Source organism: Belnapia arida (assembly GCF_016773205.1).
GTDB classification, from domain to species: Bacteria; Pseudomonadota; Alphaproteobacteria; order Acetobacterales; family Acetobacteraceae; genus Belnapia; species Belnapia arida.
Genome location: NZ_JAETWB010000003.1, coordinates 226,968 through 242,757 on the forward strand (window position 1 = coordinate 226,968; position 15,790 = coordinate 242,757).

Genomic DNA, 15,790 nt, shown 5'->3' on the forward strand with positions numbered 1-15,790 from the left:
CCTCGGACCGGGCGCTAGGCCGCCGCGATGTCCGAGGCCGCGCTGCTTCTCATCCTCGTCTGCTTGCCCTTCGCCGGCGCGGTCGCCGCCGGCCTGCTGCCGACGCATGCCCGGAACGCGGCGGCGGCGTTGGCCGGCGTGGTCGCATTGACCGCCCTGCTGCTGGTCTGGGCCGCGTATCCGACCGTTTCGACCGGTGGGGTGCTGCGGGCGGATTTCGCCTGGATGCCGTCGCTTGGGCTGAACTTCACGCTTCGCATGGACGGATTCGCCTGGCTCTTCGCCGGGCTGGTGACGGGGATCGGCGCGCTCGTCGTGCTGTACGCGCGCTACTACATGGCCGAGGACGACCCGGTGCCGCGCTTCTTTGCCTTCCTGTTGGCCTTCATGGGCGCGATGACGGGGGTGGTGATCTCGGGCAACCTCGTGCAGCTCGCCTTTTTCTGGGAGCTGACGAGCCTCTTCTCCTTCATGCTGATCGGCTATTGGCACCACACGACGGCGGCGCGTGACGGCGCCCGCATGGCGCTGACTGTCACTGCCACGGGTGGCCTCGCGCTGTTCGCGGGCGTTCTGGTGCTCGGCCACATCGTCGGCAGCTACGAGCTGGACGCGGTGCTGGCCGCAGGCGACCGCATCAGGCAGCACCCGCTCTACCTGCCGGCGCTGGTGCTGATCCTGCTCGGCGCGCTCACGAAGAGCGCCCAGTTCCCCTTCCATTTCTGGCTTCCGAACGCCATGGCCGCGCCGACGCCGGTCTCGGCCTATCTCCACTCGGCAACCCTGGTGAAAGCGGGCGTCTTCCTGCTGGCACGGCTCTGGCCGGTGATGGCCGGCACCGAAGCCTGGTTCCTGATCGTCGGCACGGCCGGGCTGGTGACGATGCTGCTGGGTGCCTATGTCGCCATCTTCCAAAACGACCTGAAGGGCGTGCTGGCCTATTCCACCATCAGCCATCTCGGGCTGATCACGCTGCTGCTCGGGCTGAACAGTGAGCTGGCCCTCGTCGCGGCGGTGTTCCACATCCTGAACCATGCGGCCTTCAAGGCCTCGCTGTTCATGGCGGCAGGCATCATCGACCACGAGACCGGCACGCGCGACATCAGGCGCCTGTCGGGGCTGAACCGGTCGATGCCCTTTACCGCCCGGCTGGCCCTGGTCGCGGCTGCGGCGATGGCGGGCGTGCCGCTGCTGAACGGTTTTATTTCCAAGGAGATGTTTTTCGCCGAGGCGCTGTCGGCCGAGGCTCCGCTTGGGCTCCTCAATGTGCTGCCCTTCGCGGCCATGCTGGGCAGCGCTTTCAGCGTCGCCTACTCGCTTCGCTTCATCCATGGCGCCTTCTTCGGTCCCGACCCCGTGGATCTGCCGCACACGCCGCACGAGCCGGACACTTGGATGCGCTTCCCCGTCGAGATCCTGGTTCTGACCTGCATCGGCGTCGGCGTGCTGCCGGCCGCAACGGTGGGCCCTTTTCTCAACCTTGCCATGCGTTCCGTACTGGGCGACAACGTGCCCTACTACAGCCTGTCGGTGTGGCATGGCCTGAACCTGCCGCTGTTGATGAGCATGGTCGCGCTTGCCGGGGGCGTGGCGCTCTACCTGGTGCTGCAGAGGCGGTTCCGGAGCGAGATCGAGGGCGAGCCGCTGTTGCGTCGCTTCGAAGGGAAGCGGATCTTCGAGCGAGCCATGGTCTTCCTCTCCTGGCGCCTTGCACGGCGGCTGGAAGGGATTGCGAGCACGCGTCGGCTCCAGCCACAGCTTCGCCTGATCATCGTCGTCGCCTTCCTGGCCGGTGGCCTGGCGGTGTGGGCGCGCGGCCCGGGGCCGGGCAACCTGCCGCCTTCCGCCGTGGACCCCGTACTGGCCCTGATTTGGACAGTGGGCGGCGCCTGTGCGCTTGGGGCTGCGACGCTTGCAAAGTTCCACCGCCTGGCGGCGCTGATCCTGACGGGCGGCGCCGGACTCGCAGTCTGCATCACCTTCGTCTGGTTCTCGGCCCCCGACCTCGCGCTGACACAGCTCACGGTCGAGGTCGTGACCACCGTCCTGCTGCTGCTCGGCCTGCGCTGGCTGCCCAAGCGCATCCAGGTTCCCGGAGACGGCGGACCGGAGGTGCTGACCCACGCACGGCGCACGCGCGACCTTGCCCTGGCAGTAGGCGCGGGCGGGGGGCTGGCGGCTCTCTCCTACGCCGTCATGACGCGCACGCCGCCCGAGCTGCTGGCGCAGGACTTCCTCGCCCGCGCCTATATGGAAGGCGGCGGCACCAACGTGGTCAATGTCACGCTGGTGGACTTCCGCGGCTTCGACACGCTCGGCGAGATCTTCGTGGTGGCCGCCGTCGCCCTGGCCACCTATGCGCTGTTGCGCCGCTTCCGCCCCGCGCCCGACAGCCTGGAACCGCCCATGCAGCAGCAGGACCAGGTCTCTGCAGAGGCAGCAGAGCCGGCGCCGACGACGGCAGGGCCGGTCGCGGACTGGCTGCTCATACCCTTTACCCTCACCCGGCTGATCTTCCCCGTCATGGTGCTGGTCGCCGCTTTCCTGCTGTTGCGGGGCCACGACCTTCCCGGGGGCGGCTTCTCCGCCGGCATGGTCGTTGCGATCGCCGTGATCCTTCAATACATGATCGGCGGCACGGCCTGGACCGAGGACCGGCTGTCCTGGCTCAGGCCCCGCATCTGGATCGGCATGGGCCTGCTGCTTGCGGCTGGTACCGGCCTCGCCGCCCTGGGCTTCGGCCGTCCCTTCCTCACCTCCTATTTCGGCTACCTGGAACTCCCAGTCATTGGACAGGTGCCGACTGCGAGCGCGTTCCTGTTCGACATCGGCGTCTTTGCGCTGGTGGTAGGCGCGACGCTCCTGATGCTCGTCGCCCTCGCCCACCAGTCCGTACGCGGCCGCCGCGCCACCTCGCGGGCGCTCGTGTCGTCGGCGCGGGCCGAGCGGACGCGAGTCACGGCAGGAAGCGATTGATGGAACTCGTCGTCTCCCTCGCCATCGGCGTGCTCGCCGGGTCCGGCGTCTGGCTGCTGCTGCGGCCGCGCACCTTCCAGGTCACGATCGGACTCGCGCTGCTGTCCTACGCTGTGAACCTGTTCATCTTCTCGACCGGCGGGTTGCGCATCGGCGCGGACGCCATCCTGGGACGCGGCGAGGTCGGCACGCTCGCGGCATTCACCGACCCGGTGCCGCAGGCGCTGGTGCTGACGGCGATCGTCATCGGCTTCGCCACCACCGCGCTGCTGCTGGTGGTGCTGCTTGCCGCGCGTGGCCTTACCGGGACCGATCATGTGGATGGCCGGGAGCGCGAGCGTTGATCGCTTGGACGGACCACCTCGTGATTGCGCCGATCGTTGTCCCGATGCTGGCCGGCGCCGCGACGGTGATCGCAGGCAATGGCCGGCGCCGGCTGCTCGCAGGGCTCGGGCTTGCCTCGACCGTGCTGCTGGTCCTGCTATCGGCCATGCTGCTGGTTACGGCGGATGCACCGGGGGTGCGGATCTATCGCCTGGGCGACTGGCCCGTCTCCTTCGGCATCGTCCTGGTGCTGGACCGGCTCTCGGCCATGATGGTGGCGCTCGCCTCCGTACTCGGCTTTGCCGCCTTCGTCTTCTCGCTGGCGCGCTGGCACCGCGCGGGCGCGCATTTCCATCCGCTGTTCCAGTTCCAGCTCATGGGGCTGAACGGGGCGTTCCTGACGGGCGACCTGTTCAACCTGTTCGTCTTCTTCGAGGCGATGCTTGCCGCCTCCTACGGCATGGCGCTGCATGGCTCCGGCACGGCGCGCGTGCGGGCCGGGCTGCACTACATCGTCATCAACCTGCTCGCCTCGCTGCTGTTCCTGATCGGCGTCAGCGTCGTCTACGGCATCGCCGGCACGCTCAACATGGCGGACCTGGCGGCCCGGGTGGCGGACATTGCCGCCGAGGACCGGGCGCTGTTGGAAGCCGGGCTCGCCGTGCTCGGCATCGCGTTCCTGATCAAGGCGGCCATGTGGCCGCTGGGCTTCTGGCTGCCGGGCACCTACGCCGCGGCCAGCGCGCCGGCGGCGGCCATCCTCTCGATCCTCAGTAAAGTCGGGATCTATGCCGTACTGCGCATCTGGCTGCTGCTGTTCGGTGACGGCGCAGGCTCCTCCGCGGCCTTCGGCGCTACGGCGCTGACCGCTGGCGGCTTGCTGACGGTCGCCTTCGGCGCAGTCGCCGTGCTGGCAAGCCAGAACCTGGCTCGCCTCGCCGGGGCGAGCGTGCTCGTCTCATCCGGCACGCTGCTTGCCGCCATCGGCATGGGCCAGGCCGCCGTCACCGGCGGCGCGCTGCTGTATCTCGCGGGCTCCGTGCTGGCGATCGGCGCCTTGTTCCTGCTGGTGGAACTCGTCGAGCGCGGGCGCGACATCGGCGCGGACGTGCTGGCCGTGACGCGCGAGGCTTTCGGCACCGGCGAGCACGAGGAGGACGGCGAACCCGGAGAGCGGGATGCCATCGGCGTGCCGATCCCGGCCACGGTGGCGACCCTCGGCGTCTCCTTCCTGGCTTGTGCTCTGCTGATTGCGGGCCTGCCGCCGCTATCCGGGTTTCTGGCCAAGTTCGCCATCCTGTCACCGCTCTTCGCCCCTGGCGGAGGCGCGCCGCGCCCACTGGCCTGGGTGTTGGCGGCCGCGCTGATCCTGTCCGGGCTGGCGACGGTGGTGGCGATGGTGCGCGCCGGGATGGACGCCTTCTGGGCATCCCCGGCCGGCAGACCGCAGCGGGTCAGCATCGTGGAGTTCCTGCCCGTGGCACTGCTTCTCGCGCTTTGCGTCGCGTTGACCGTCGGCGCGGGCCCGGCCCTGGACTATACCACCGCGGCTGCGGAGGCGCTGCACGTACCGGCAAACTACCTGCGCGGCGTGCTGGGGACGCCGGAGGATGGCCGATGAGGCGCTTCCTGCCGCATCCGCTCCTCGCGCTCTTCCTACTGAGCGCTTGGCTCCTGCTGATGGAGAGCATCTCGCCAGGTGCGGTGGTGCTCGGCGGCGTGCTCGCGGTCGGTGGCTCCTGGACCCTGGCCTCGCTGGCGTCGCCCAGGGCGCGGCTGCGCCGCCTCACCGTGCTGCCTGGCCTGTTGGGCGACGTGCTGGTGGAGGTGATGCGCTCGAATTATGCGGTGGCGCGAATCATCGTCCACCCCGCGGACGGAGGCGTGCGGCGCTCCGGCTTCATTTATATCCCGCTCGACATGCGGGCGCCCTACGGGCTGGCAGCGCTGGCCTGCATCCTCACAGCAACACCCGGCACGGTCTGGGTGGACTACGACTCGGCGGAGGGCACCATGCTGCTCCATGTGCTCGACCTGGTCGACGAAGCGGAGTGGGTCCACATCGTCAAGGAAAGGTGGGAGCGGCGCCTGATGGAGATCTTCGAATGAGTGCCGCGCTGCTCGGATGGGCCGTGCTCGTGACGCAGTTCCTGCTCGTGGCCGCGATGGGCTGCGCCGCGTTCCGCCTACTGCGGGGGCCACGGGCGCAGGACCGCGTGCTCGCGCTCGACACCCTTTATGTCATCGCCGCCATGCTGCTGCTGGTGTTCGGCATCCGGACGGGCAGCCCGCATTATTTCGAGGCGGCATTGCTGATCACCCTGGTGGGCTTCGTTGCGACGGCTGCGCTCTCCAAGTTCCTCATGCGGGGCGAGGTGATCGAGTGACGCACGCCGCCGAGCTTCCCGCCTGGGCGGCGCTGTCGGTCGCCGTTCTGCTGCTGCTCGGTGCCGGACTGGCGCTCGTCGGGGCTGTCGGCCTGCTGCGGCTCGGGAGCTTTTACGAGCGCGTCCACGCCCCGACCCTCGCTACCACGCTCGGCATCGGTTGCGTGCTTGTGGCCTCGATGCTGTTCTTCTCGCTCGTGCAGTCCCGCTTCATCCTCCACGAGGTCCTGATTGCGGTGCTGGTGGTGATCACGACCCCGGTCACGCTCATGTTGCTGACCCGCGCAGCGCTCTACCGTGACCGGATCGAGGGGAAGGCGCCCGTGCCACCTCCGCCACGCTCCCACCGATGACCGAGCGTTGGCAGTTCAGGGTTGCGGCCTGGGTTACCGGACCAGTCAGGTTGGCATCAATCCACCAGGCCTCGAACAGGCTCGCCGGACCAATCCCGGATCGTCATGTCCATTGGGCTGCGCGACCAGGCACATCGGTTCCGATCGGCGGATTAGGTATCAGCCCTACCGGTACGGCGCGACCACCAATGCCGGCAGCGTCACCGCCGGGCGGGGCGCCGTGAGCCGCGCCCCGGCCGCCCCCGCCTCGAGCTGCAGCACCCGGTCATGGTGCTCGGCGAGGCCCGGCCGATGGCCGATCGAGACCAGCGTCGCCTCCGCCAGCTCCGTGGAGAAGAGGCCCATCAGCGCTGCCTGCCCGGCGTCGTCCAACGCCGAGGTCGCCTCGTCGAGCAGCACCCAGCGCGGCCGGTGCAGCAGCACCCGGGTAAAGCCGATCCGCTGCTGCTGGCCGAGGCTGAGCGAACGGTCCCACCGTCCCGTCTCGTCGAGCCGCCCCGCAAGGCCCGGCATCCCGCAGCGGATCAGCGCCGCCTGCACCGCCGCATCGCTGAATCGCCCCGCCGGCGCCGGGTAGCAGACGGCATCCCGCAGCGTCCCCAGCGGCAGATAGGGTCGCTGCGGCAGGATCATCGTCTCCTCCCGCGCCGGCACGGTGATGCGCCCCTCGCCCCAGGGCCAGAGCCCCGCGGCCGCCCGGAACAGCGTGCTCTTCCCCGTGCCGCTCTCGCCGCGGATCAGCACCCGCTCGCCGGCGCGGATCTCGGCCGAAGCGCCGGCGATCAGTACATTGCCGTCCGGCCCGCGCACTGTCAGCTCGTCGAAGGCCAGCACCTCGCCGCCTTCCTCCGTTTCGATGCCGCTCGCCGCCCCCAGCGCCTCGGCTGCATCCAGGCTGTCCTCCAACGCTACGACCCGCTCCACATGGCTCCGCCAGTCGGCCAGCCGCGGCCAGCTCTCCTGGAACCAGGAAAGGGCGCGCACCACCTCGGTGAAGGCCTGCGCCATCTGCATCAGCGCGCCGAGCGTCAGGGCGCCGGCGAAGTACTGCGGGCTCGCCAGCAGCAGCGGAATGACGGCGGCGACCATCCCGAAGCCGGAGCCGAGCCACATCAGCTGCCGCTCTGAGCGCAGCAACTCATGCATCACGCCGACGACGCGCCCGAAGCTGCCGCGCAGCCCCGCCGCCTCATCTGCCCCGCCGCGGATCAGGGCCACCGCCTCGGCGCTCTCGCGCAGCCGCAGCAGGGCGAAGCGGTGGTCGGATTCCGCGTGGTTGCGGCGGATATTGATGCCGACCATCGGCCGCCCGATCAGCCAGGTCAGCGTTCCCCCCGCCAGCGCATAAAGGCCGGCGACCAGCACCAGGCTCCCCGGCACCTCCATCCCGCCGAGCCGCACCGCGTCCGAGAGCGTCCACAGCACGCCGGTGAAGGAAACGAGCGTCAGCAGCGCCTGCAACAGCCCCGTCGCCAGGTCGACTGCCATGACCGTCGCCCAGCGGGTGTTCTCGCTGATCCGCTGGTCCGGGTTGTCCGCCGCATCCGGCATCAGCCCCATGCGATAGTGGCAGGCATCCGCCAGCCAGCGCTCCTGCAGATGATGCACCAGCCAGCGCCGCCAGCGCAGCGCCAGCATCTGCCGCGCCCAGAGCAGCGCGACGGCGATCGCCATGCTCAACCCCGCCAGGATGAGGAAGGTCGAAACCTGTCCCGCGCTTGCCGCCGCCTGCCGTCCTTCGAGCGCATTGAAGAAGTCGCGGTGCCAGAGATTGAGGCGAAGCTGCGTGCCGATCTGCGCCAGGGTCAGGAGGAGTGTCGCCGCCGTCAGCCCCCAGGCCACGCCCCGTTCCTCGGAGCCGTACCAGCCTTGCGCCATGCGCAAAATGCGCCGGAAGGCGCTTTGGGAAGGGGGCTGGATGCGGGAAGCGGCCAAGGCGAAATCTCCCGTCTGAAATCAGTACGGGATGAGATATACAAAGCGATATGAGGGTCGCAAGGAAATTGAGGCAGGATTGCGGCGGAAGCATGGCGAGTGTGACGTCCATATACGCAGCTGCTCCAAGCTGCGGCGCGATACTGCAAACTTCAAACGCTTGATTTTGCTGGCAATCTAGCTCCCCTGCAACGAAAAGGGGCCAGCTTTCGCCGGCCCCCTCACAAAGCTCGAATGTGGCAAGACCTTGTCACATGGTGGCGCCCATCGGCCATGGCGCGAATTCCGCCCCGCCGAAGTCGAAGGCCTCGCTCTTCGTCCGCTCGCCGCTCGCCGTGCGCAGCATATGCTGGAAGATGCGCTCGCCCACCTGCTGCACCGTCTCCTCGCCGGTGACGATGGTGCCGCAATTGATGTCCATGTCGTCTTCCATCCGCTCGTACATCGGCGTGTTGGTGGCGAGCTTGATGGAGGGCGTCGGCTTGCAGCCGAAGACGCTGCCGCGCCCGGTGGTGAAGCAGAGCAGGTTCGCCCCACCCGCCACCTGGCCCGTCGCCGCCACCGGGTCGTAGCCCGGCGTGTCCATGAAGACGAAGCCCCGCTGCGTCACAGCCTCTGCATAGCGCACGACATCGACGAGGTTGGTCGAGCCCGCCTTGGCCATCGCGCCGAGCGACTTCTCGAGGATGGTCGTCAGCCCGCCGAGCTTGTTGCCGGGGGAGGGGTTGGCATCCATCTCGGCGCCGAGCTTGGATGTATAGTCCTCCCACCAGTGCATCACGTCGACCAGCTTCTGCCCGACCTCCTGGCTGACCGCGCGCCGGGTGAAGAGATGCTCGGCGCCATAGGTTTCCGGGCTCTCGGAGAGGATCACCGTCCCGCCATGCCGCACGACGAGGTCGGAGGCCGCCCCCAGCGCCGGGTTGGCGGTGATGCCCGAATACCCGTCCGAGCCGCCGCATTGCAGCGCGACGCAGAGCTCGCTCGCCGGCACGGTCTCGCGCTGCACCCGGTTGGCCTCGGCCACCACCTCGCGCACGAAGTCGATGCCGGCCTGCACGGTCTTCCGGCTGCCGCCCATTTCCTGGATGTCCATGCTGCGCAGCCGCCCGGCCAGCCGCTGCTCCTCCAGCAGACCGCCGATCTGGTTCACCTCGCAGCCGAGGCCGATGCCGATGACATGGCTGAAATTCGCATGCCGCGCGAAGCCGCCGAGCGTCCGCCGCAGCAGATTGAGGGGCTCCCCCTGCGTCATGCCGCAGCCGGTCTTATGCGTCAGCGCCACCACGCCATCGACGTTCGGCCACTCCGCCAGCGGGTCCTCGCCGGTCAGCGGGTTGCGCCGGAAGGCCTGGGCGATGAGGTCCGCCACATGCGCCGAGCAGTTCACGCTGGTGAGGATGCCGATGTAGTTGCGCGTCGCCACCCGCCCATCCGCCCGGCGGATGCCCTGGAAGGTCGCCGGCTCCGCCACGTAGTCGGTCGGCCGGGCATCCACGCCCCAGGCATAGTCGCGGGCGAAGTCGCCCATGGCGAGGTTGTGGGTATGCACCCACTGCCCGGGCGTCACCGGCTCCGTGGTGAAGCCGATGATCTGCCCGTAGCGCGTCACCGGCTCGCCCTGTGCGTGGAAGCGCACCGCCACCTTGTGCCCGGCCGGGATGCGCGCCGCGGCGAGGACGTTCGGAGCGACGGGCGTCCCGGGGGGCAGCACCTGGCGAGCGATGACGACGCCATCCTCCGGATGCAGGCGGATGACGGGCGGCTGGGTCATGGCATCCATCGGCGAAACTCCCTTTGATGACAGTTTAACCCCCTTCCTCCGGCCCCGCATCCAGGGTTTCGCCGCCGATCCCCCCTGGGCCTCGGCCCGATCCCGCCGCATCATGCCCGTCCGGGCCAGGCGGCCCGCAATGGGAGGGAATTCGGCATGAAGGGCGTGGTCTTCCTCGGCGACCGGCAATTGGCCTTGCAGGACTTCCCGGACCCGACCCCCGGGCCGGACGATGTGGTGCTGGAGATCAAGGCCTCCGGCATGTGCGGCAGCGACCTGAAATTCTACCGCGCCCCGGCCGGCGGCGCCTCCGCCTCGCTCGGCTTCACCAAGGGGCTCTCCGGCCCGATCATCCGGGGGCACGAGCCATGCGGCGTGGTGGTCGCCGTCGGCAAGAACGTCTCGCCGAAGCAGGCGCAGGTCGGCCAGCGGGCGATGCAGCACCACTACGTCGGCTGCGGCGTCTGCCCGCAATGCTCGACCGGCTGGATGCAGCTGTGCGACGACGGTGTCGACCAGGTCTATGGCGCCACCGGCCACGGGGCGCATGCCAACTACATGGTCTGCCCGGCCCGGACGGTGGTGACCCTGCCGGAGGAGCTTTCCTTCGAGACCGGTGCCGCCATCTCCTGTGGCACCGGCACCGCCTGGGGGGCGCTGCAACGCCTTGGCCTGCAGGGCGACCATACGATCGCGGTCTTCGGCCAGGGTCCGGTCGGCCTCTCCGCGACGCAGCTCGCCTCGGCGATGGGCGCCCGCGTCATCGCCCTCGACACCAGCCCGGAGCGCCTGGCCCGCGCCAAGGAATTCGGCGCCGACCTCGTCATCAACCCGGTCGAGACCAATGATGTCGTGGGCGCCATCAAGGACGCCACGCATGGCCTCGGTACCCATCTCTCCCTCGATGCCTCCTCCTCGCCCCAGGCGCGGGCCCAGGCGGTGCGCTGCATCCGCACCTGGGGCAAGGCCTGCTATGTGGGGGAGGGGGGCGAGGTGACGCTCGATGTCAGCCCCGACCTCCTGCGCCGGCAGGTGACGCTGATCGGCTCTTGGACCTTCTCGACGGTCGGCCAGGCCGAATGCGCCCGCTATATCGCTGATCGCGGCATCGAGGTGGACAAGCTCTTCACCCATCGCTGGCGGCTGGACCAGGCGGAGGAGGCCTACAAGCTCTTCGACCAGCAGACCTCCGGCAAGGGCGTCATCCTGCCGAACTAGGGCACATCCCGGACGGGGTGACCTGCCCGTCCGAAAGCAAGCCAGGGCGGCTCCCGCGAACACAATCAGGCGGAAGCCGCCCGATGCCGCCAATCAGATGGATCGGCGGCGAAGCGCTGCCTCAGGCGTTGAAGGGGAGGGGACGGGCGCCAGCCTCATCGGCCAGCGGAAGCGCCTTCGCCTGGCCCGACGCGCTGTCTCCGAAGGAACAACCGCGATGCCGTCGATCCGGCCTACCGACACCGACATGCTCGGCCTCATCGACGTGCAGCCGTGCTTCATGCCGGGCGGCGCGCTCGCCATTGCCGGGGGCGACGAGGTGGTCCCGGCCATCAACCGCCTGCTGGCCGGTCCCTTCGTTCAGGTCTTCGCCACCCAGGACTGGCACCCGCCGGGCCATTCCTCCTTCGCCTCCAGCCATCCCGGCCGCGCGCCCTTCGACAGCATCGCCATGCCCTATGGCCCGCAGACCCTCTGGCCCGACCACGCCATCCAACGCAGCGCTGAGGCCGAGCTGCACCCCGGCCTCGACCAGCGCCGCATCGAACTCATCATCCGCAAGGGCTTCCGCCCCGCCATCGACAGTTACTCCGCCTTCTTCGAGAACGACCGGACCACCGCCACCGGCCTCGATGGCTGGCTCCGCGCCCGCGGCATCCGCCGCCTCTTCCTCGCCGGCCTCGCCACCGACTACTGCGTCGCCTTCTCCGCCGAGGACGCCGCCCGGCTCGGCTACCACGTCTGCGTCATCGAAGACGCCTGTCGTGGCATAGGCTTGCCCCTCCCTGAGGGTGGGGACACGATCGCGGCGGCGAAGGCGAGGCTGGCCGCGGCCGGAGTGCGCTTCATCACTGCGGCCGACTTCGTCATCTGAAAGGCGGGCCGGGATGGGCGAGGCAAGGCTGCTGCTGGAACTGGCTGGCGAGGCGGCCCTTCTGCTCTGGGGGCTGCACATGGTCCAGAGTGGCGTCCAGCGCGCCTTCGGCAGCCGCTTGCGCCAGGCGCTCGGCATTGCCCTGGGTGGCCTGGGCCGCGCCTTCCTCGCCGGGCTTGGGGTGACGGCCGCGCTCCAGAGCAGCACGGCGACGGCGCTGATGGTCGGCTCCTTTGCCGCATCGGGCGCGGTGGCGCTGGCGCCGGCACTGGCGGCGATGCTTGGCGCCAATCTCGGCACCGCGCTGATCGTCCAGCTCCTTTCCTTCGACGCGACGGCAGCTTTCCCCGCATTGGTGCTGATCGGCGTGGTCGCCTTCCGCCGCGGCCGCCGGGCGCAGACGCGCGATCTCGGCCGCGTTGCCATCGGGCTCGGGCTGATGCTGCTGGCGCTGCATGAGCTGGTCGGCACCATGGCTCCGGTCGAGGCCTCGCCGACGCTCCGCGCTTTGCTGACTGCGGTGGCGGACCAGCCCCTGCCCAACCTGCTGCTCGCCGCCGCCATCGCCTGGGCAGCGCATTCCAGCGTCGCCGGGCTGCTCTTCGTCGCCGGCCTCGCCGGCAGCGGGGCCGTCGCACCGGCTGCGGCCCTGGCCATGGTGCTCGGCGCCAATCTCGGCAGCGCGCTGAACCCGTTGTTGGAAGCGGGCGGCGACCGCGATGACCGGGCCCGGCTCCGCGTCCCTGCCGGCAACCTGCTGAACCGGCTGATCGGCTGTGCCCTCGGCCTCCTGCTCCTGCCGCAGGCGACCGGCTGGCTCCAGGCGCTCGACCCGGCTCCGGCACGGTTGGTCGCCAATGCGCATCTCGCCTTCAACTTGGTGACGGGCCTGCTCGCCCTGCCTTTGGTGCCGGCGCTCGCCGCCCTGCTGCGTCATTGGCTGCCGGAGCGGGCCGCAGCCGCCGATGCCGGCACCCCGCGCTACCTGGACGAAGCTGCGCTCACCACCCCCTCCGTCGCGCTGGCCAATGCCGCCCGCGAGGTGCTTCGCATCGCCGACCAGCTGGAAGCGATGCTACGCGGCTCCGCCGCCGCCTTCCGCGGCCAGGACCGCGAGGCCGCACGCGCCATCAACCGTATGGACGACGTGGTGGACCGGCTGCACCGCGCGGTCCATTCCTACCTCGCCCGCATCCCGCGCGAGAGGCTGGGCGACGAAGAAAACCGCCGTCTCGCCGAGATCCAGGCCTTCGCCATCGCCCTCGAGCACGCCGCCGATGTGGTGGAACGGGACCTGGTGCGTCATGCGGCCAAGCGCCTGCGCCGCGGCCTGGCCCTCGGCCCCGAGCCAGCGCGGGAGATCGAGGCGCTGCACACGGCGCTGCTGGAGCAGCTCCGCCTGGCGATCGCCGTCTTCATGATGGAGGATGCCGAGGCTGCCCGCAGCCTGGTCCGCGGCAAGGAGGGCCTGCGCGCCGCCGAACGCGACGCCGCCCGGCGCATGGCCGAGGCCGGTGCTCTGACGGCCGCGGAAGGCGGCGGCGCCGCCGGCCTCCTGCTGGATGCGGTGCGCGACCTGCGTCGCGTCGGCGGCCATCTCGCCGCCGTCGCCCACCCGCTGCTGGAGCGGCGCGGCGAATTGCTGCCGAGCCGCCTCGCGCAGGAAGACTAGACCTTAGTCATCGCCGCCGACGCGCCAAGTCTGCGTCCGGCTGCCCGGCTTGGCGCCGCCGCCGTCACGGAAATCGCCGTCGCGCCAGCGCCGGTCGCTCCGGGTCTGCTCGCCGATGGCTGCCGGCATTGCGCGCCGCCGCGTCTGGTTGGCGGCGCCGTTGCCGGCCGGCCGCTGCTGCTGCCCGCCCGGCTGGCCCTGCGGCCGCGACGCACCGCCGCGCCCACGCCCCTGGCCGCCGCCTCGATGCCCTTGCGGACGCCCGGCCGGACGCCCCGTCTGCACCGGCCGCGTCACCGGGCTCGACTGGTCCTGCCGGTGGTCCTCGGCCGGGATCGGCGTGCGGATCAGCTTCTCGACGGCCCAGAGCTTGTCCAGCTCCTCCGCCGCGACCAGCGCCACCGCCTCGCCCGAGGCGCCCGCACGCGCGGTGCGGCCGATGCGATGCACATAGCTCTCCGGCACGTCCGGCAGGTCGTACTGCACCACGTGGGTGACGTTATCGACGTCGATGCCGCGTGCGGCGATGTCGGTCGCCACCAGGATCGGCGCGCTGCCCTCCCGGAACTCCTGCAAGGCCCGCTCGCGCTGGCCCTGGCTCTTGTTGCCGTGGATGGCATTGGCCGAGAGCCCGTCCTGCGCCAGCTGCTTCACCACCCGGTCGGCGCCGTGCTTGGTGCGGGCGAAGACCAGCGTGCGGCCGACGCCCTCGCCCTTCAGCAGCTTCGCCAGCAGCATGCGCTTCCGCGCCGTCTCGACATGCAGCACGCGCTGCGCCACGCGCTCGGCGGTGGTGGCGACCGGCGCCACCTCGACCCGCGCCGGGTCGCGCAGCAACTCGCCCGCCAGCCGGCCGATCTCGGTCGGCATGGTGGCGGAGAAGAACAAGGTCTGCCGCGCCTTCGGCAGGGCCGGGATCAGCTTGCGGATTGCGGGCAGGAAGCCCTTGTCCAGCATCTGGTCGGCCTCATCGAGCACCAACACCTCGACGCGGTCGAGGCGTGCCGTGCCGGCGGCCATGTGGTCGAGCAGACGGCCCGGCGTCGCCACCAGCACGTCGATGCCCGCCGCCAGCGCCCGGCGCTGCCCGCCATGCGGCACGCCGCCGAAGACGGTCGTCACGCTGAAGCCGAGATGCGCACCATAGGTCTTGAAGCTGTCGGCGATTTGCGTGGCGAGTTCGCGCGTCGGCGAGAGCACCAGCACGCGGCTGCCGCCGCGCGGCGGCCGGCCGCCCTTGGCGATGAGCTGGTTCAGGATCGGCAGCGCGAAGGCCGCGGTCTTGCCCGTTCCCGTCTGGGCGATGCCGAGCAGGTCGCGCCCCTCGAGCACGAGCGGGATGGCCTGCGCCTGGATCGGGGTCGGGGTGGTGTAGCCGGACTCATCGAGCGCGCGCAGGAGGGGCGCGGCGAGGCCAAGATCGGTAAAGCTTGTCACGAAATCGGTAATCCCAGACACGCGGCGCCTGACGCGGACCCGGTCATGGGTCGCCGCGGGGTTTCAGGTGGAGACCCCGCGTGGCTGGGTCGATCCGGAAGATGGCTTCCTGTGCGCCGGCAGTTCGACCGCGTCCCGCTACGCCCAGCAAAGGCAGCCCAAGGGGCCGCGCGCGGACTGAAACCGGACAGGGTGGCCGCTCACGCGGCCGGGCACCACCGGGGCATGGCGCCGCCGGTACCGCCTACATACGCCTTCGCAGCTGCGAAAGCAAGGGCTTCACGCTGCCCGCATATGCTCGTTGAGCCGCGGCATCAGCTCCACCAGGTTGCAGGGCCGGTGCCGGGCATCGAGCTGGAACAGCAGGATGTCGTCCCAGGCGTCCTTGCAGGCCCCGGTAGAGCCGGGCAGGGCAAAGAGATAGGTGCCGTTCGCCACGCCGCCGATCGCCCGGCTCTGCATCGTGCTGGTGCCGATCTTGCGGTAGCTGAGCATGCGGAACAGCTCGCCGAAGCCTTCGATCTCCTTCTCCAGCACACGCTTGAAGGCCTCCGGGGTCACGTCGCGGCCGGTGATGCCCGTCCCGCCGGTGGTGATGCCGCAATCGATGCTGGGGTCGTCGATCCAGCGCCGCAGCACCGACTCGATCGCATCCGCTTCGTCGCGCACGATCTCACGCGCGGCGCAACGGTGGCCGGCGCCCTCGATCCGCTCCTGCAAGGTCTGCCCCGAGCGGTCGGAGGCGAGGTCCCGCGTGTCGGAGACGGTGAGGACGGCGATGTTCACGGGGATGAAGGGCAGGCTCTCATCGATCGGCATGGCTGGCGCTCCGTGGCTCGT

The 15,790-nt window shown here is 70.1% G+C and carries 13 protein-coding genes; 9 read left to right on the top strand and 4 right to left on the bottom strand.

Annotated elements, in window-relative coordinates:
- Positions 1–27 precede the first annotated feature (27 nt).
- The 6 genes from JMJ56_RS10865 to mnhG are packed head-to-tail and all read left to right on the top strand — an operon-like array spanning position 28 to position 6,040.
- Positions 28–2,976: a monovalent cation/H+ antiporter subunit A gene (locus JMJ56_RS10865; RefSeq protein WP_202831629.1), complete on the top strand. Its 2,949-nt coding sequence runs from the start codon at positions 28–30 to the stop codon at positions 2,974–2,976.
- Positions 2,976–3,320: a Na+/H+ antiporter subunit C gene (locus tag JMJ56_RS10870; RefSeq protein ID WP_202831630.1), complete on the top strand. Its 345-nt coding sequence runs from the start codon at positions 2,976–2,978 to the stop codon at positions 3,318–3,320. Before JMJ56_RS10865 ends, JMJ56_RS10870 begins: the two co-directional genes overlap by 1 nt.
- On the top strand, positions 3,317–4,921 hold the full coding sequence (locus tag JMJ56_RS10875; protein WP_202831631.1) for a monovalent cation/H+ antiporter subunit D: 1,605 nt from the start codon (positions 3,317–3,319) through the stop codon (positions 4,919–4,921). The genes JMJ56_RS10870 and JMJ56_RS10875 overlap by 4 nt, the downstream gene beginning before the upstream one ends.
- A complete protein-coding gene (locus JMJ56_RS10880; protein WP_202831632.1) occupies positions 4,918–5,409 on the top strand; it encodes a Na+/H+ antiporter subunit E in 492 nt (163 codons plus the stop codon). Before JMJ56_RS10875 ends, JMJ56_RS10880 begins: the two co-directional genes overlap by 4 nt.
- Positions 5,406–5,687, top strand: coding sequence for a K+/H+ antiporter subunit F (locus JMJ56_RS10885; protein ID WP_202831633.1), 282 nt, complete (start codon positions 5,406–5,408; stop codon positions 5,685–5,687). The genes JMJ56_RS10880 and JMJ56_RS10885 overlap by 4 nt, the downstream gene beginning before the upstream one ends.
- Positions 5,684–6,040, top strand: coding sequence for a monovalent cation/H(+) antiporter subunit G (gene mnhG, locus JMJ56_RS10890; RefSeq protein WP_202831634.1), 357 nt, complete (start codon positions 5,684–5,686; stop codon positions 6,038–6,040). The genes JMJ56_RS10885 and mnhG overlap by 4 nt, the downstream gene beginning before the upstream one ends.
- Before the next feature lie 165 nt (positions 6,041–6,205).
- Here the strand turns inward: mnhG and JMJ56_RS10895 are convergent, their stop codons facing one another.
- A complete protein-coding gene (locus JMJ56_RS10895; protein WP_202831635.1) occupies positions 6,206–7,975 on the bottom strand; it encodes an ABC transporter ATP-binding protein/permease in 1,770 nt (589 codons plus the stop codon).
- A 250-nt stretch (positions 7,976–8,225) separates the two neighbouring features.
- A complete protein-coding gene (locus tag JMJ56_RS10900) occupies positions 8,226–9,758 on the bottom strand; it encodes a UxaA family hydrolase (protein WP_202831636.1) in 1,533 nt (510 codons plus the stop codon).
- A 147-nt stretch (positions 9,759–9,905) separates the two neighbouring features.
- On the opposite strand from JMJ56_RS10900, the gene JMJ56_RS10905 reads away from it, so the two are divergent.
- The 3 genes from JMJ56_RS10905 (at position 9,906) to JMJ56_RS10915 (ending at position 13,513) form a co-directional block, all read left to right on the top strand.
- Complete coding sequence (locus JMJ56_RS10905) at positions 9,906–10,967, top strand: zinc-dependent alcohol dehydrogenase family protein (RefSeq protein ID WP_202831637.1); 1,062 nt, start codon at positions 9,906–9,908, stop codon at positions 10,965–10,967.
- A gap of 217 nt (positions 10,968–11,184) precedes the next feature.
- Positions 11,185–11,841, top strand: coding sequence for a bifunctional nicotinamidase/pyrazinamidase (pncA, locus tag JMJ56_RS10910; RefSeq protein ID WP_202831638.1), 657 nt, complete (start codon positions 11,185–11,187; stop codon positions 11,839–11,841).
- A gap of 13 nt (positions 11,842–11,854) precedes the next feature.
- Positions 11,855–13,513, top strand: coding sequence for a Na/Pi cotransporter family protein (locus tag JMJ56_RS10915; RefSeq protein WP_202831639.1), 1,659 nt, complete (start codon positions 11,855–11,857; stop codon positions 13,511–13,513).
- A 3-nt stretch (positions 13,514–13,516) separates the two neighbouring features.
- Here the strand turns inward: JMJ56_RS10915 and JMJ56_RS10920 are convergent, their stop codons facing one another.
- A complete protein-coding gene (locus JMJ56_RS10920) occupies positions 13,517–14,950 on the bottom strand; it encodes a DEAD/DEAH box helicase (RefSeq protein ID WP_202831640.1) in 1,434 nt (477 codons plus the stop codon).
- Between the two features lie 279 nt (positions 14,951–15,229).
- Entirely contained in the window at positions 15,230–15,769 is a 540-nt protein-coding gene (gene moaB, locus JMJ56_RS10925) for a molybdenum cofactor biosynthesis protein B (protein ID WP_202831641.1), read from the bottom strand.
- Positions 15,770–15,790: the final 21 nt, after the last annotated feature.

Bases quoted from the DNA above. Each gene is read 5' to 3' on its own strand.
- JMJ56_RS10900 (WP_202831636.1), bottom strand. From the start codon at position 9,758: ATGGATGCCATGACCCAGCCGCCCGTCATCCGCCTGCATCCGGAGGAT.
- pncA (WP_202831638.1), top strand. From the start codon at position 11,185: ATGCCGTCGATCCGGCCTACCGACACCGACATGCTCGGCCTCATCGAC.
- moaB (WP_202831641.1), bottom strand. From the start codon at position 15,769: ATGCCGATCGATGAGAGCCTGCCCTTCATCCCCGTGAACATCGCCGTC.
- JMJ56_RS10915 (WP_202831639.1), top strand. From the start codon at position 11,855: ATGGGCGAGGCAAGGCTGCTGCTGGAACTGGCTGGCGAGGCGGCCCTT.
- JMJ56_RS10870 (WP_202831630.1), top strand. From the start codon at position 2,976: ATGGAACTCGTCGTCTCCCTCGCCATCGGCGTGCTCGCCGGGTCCGGC.
- JMJ56_RS10880 (WP_202831632.1), top strand. From the start codon at position 4,918: ATGAGGCGCTTCCTGCCGCATCCGCTCCTCGCGCTCTTCCTACTGAGC.
- JMJ56_RS10885 (WP_202831633.1), top strand. From the start codon at position 5,406: ATGAGTGCCGCGCTGCTCGGATGGGCCGTGCTCGTGACGCAGTTCCTG.
- JMJ56_RS10865 (WP_202831629.1), top strand. From the start codon at position 28: ATGTCCGAGGCCGCGCTGCTTCTCATCCTCGTCTGCTTGCCCTTCGCC.
- JMJ56_RS10905 (WP_202831637.1), top strand. From the start codon at position 9,906: ATGAAGGGCGTGGTCTTCCTCGGCGACCGGCAATTGGCCTTGCAGGAC.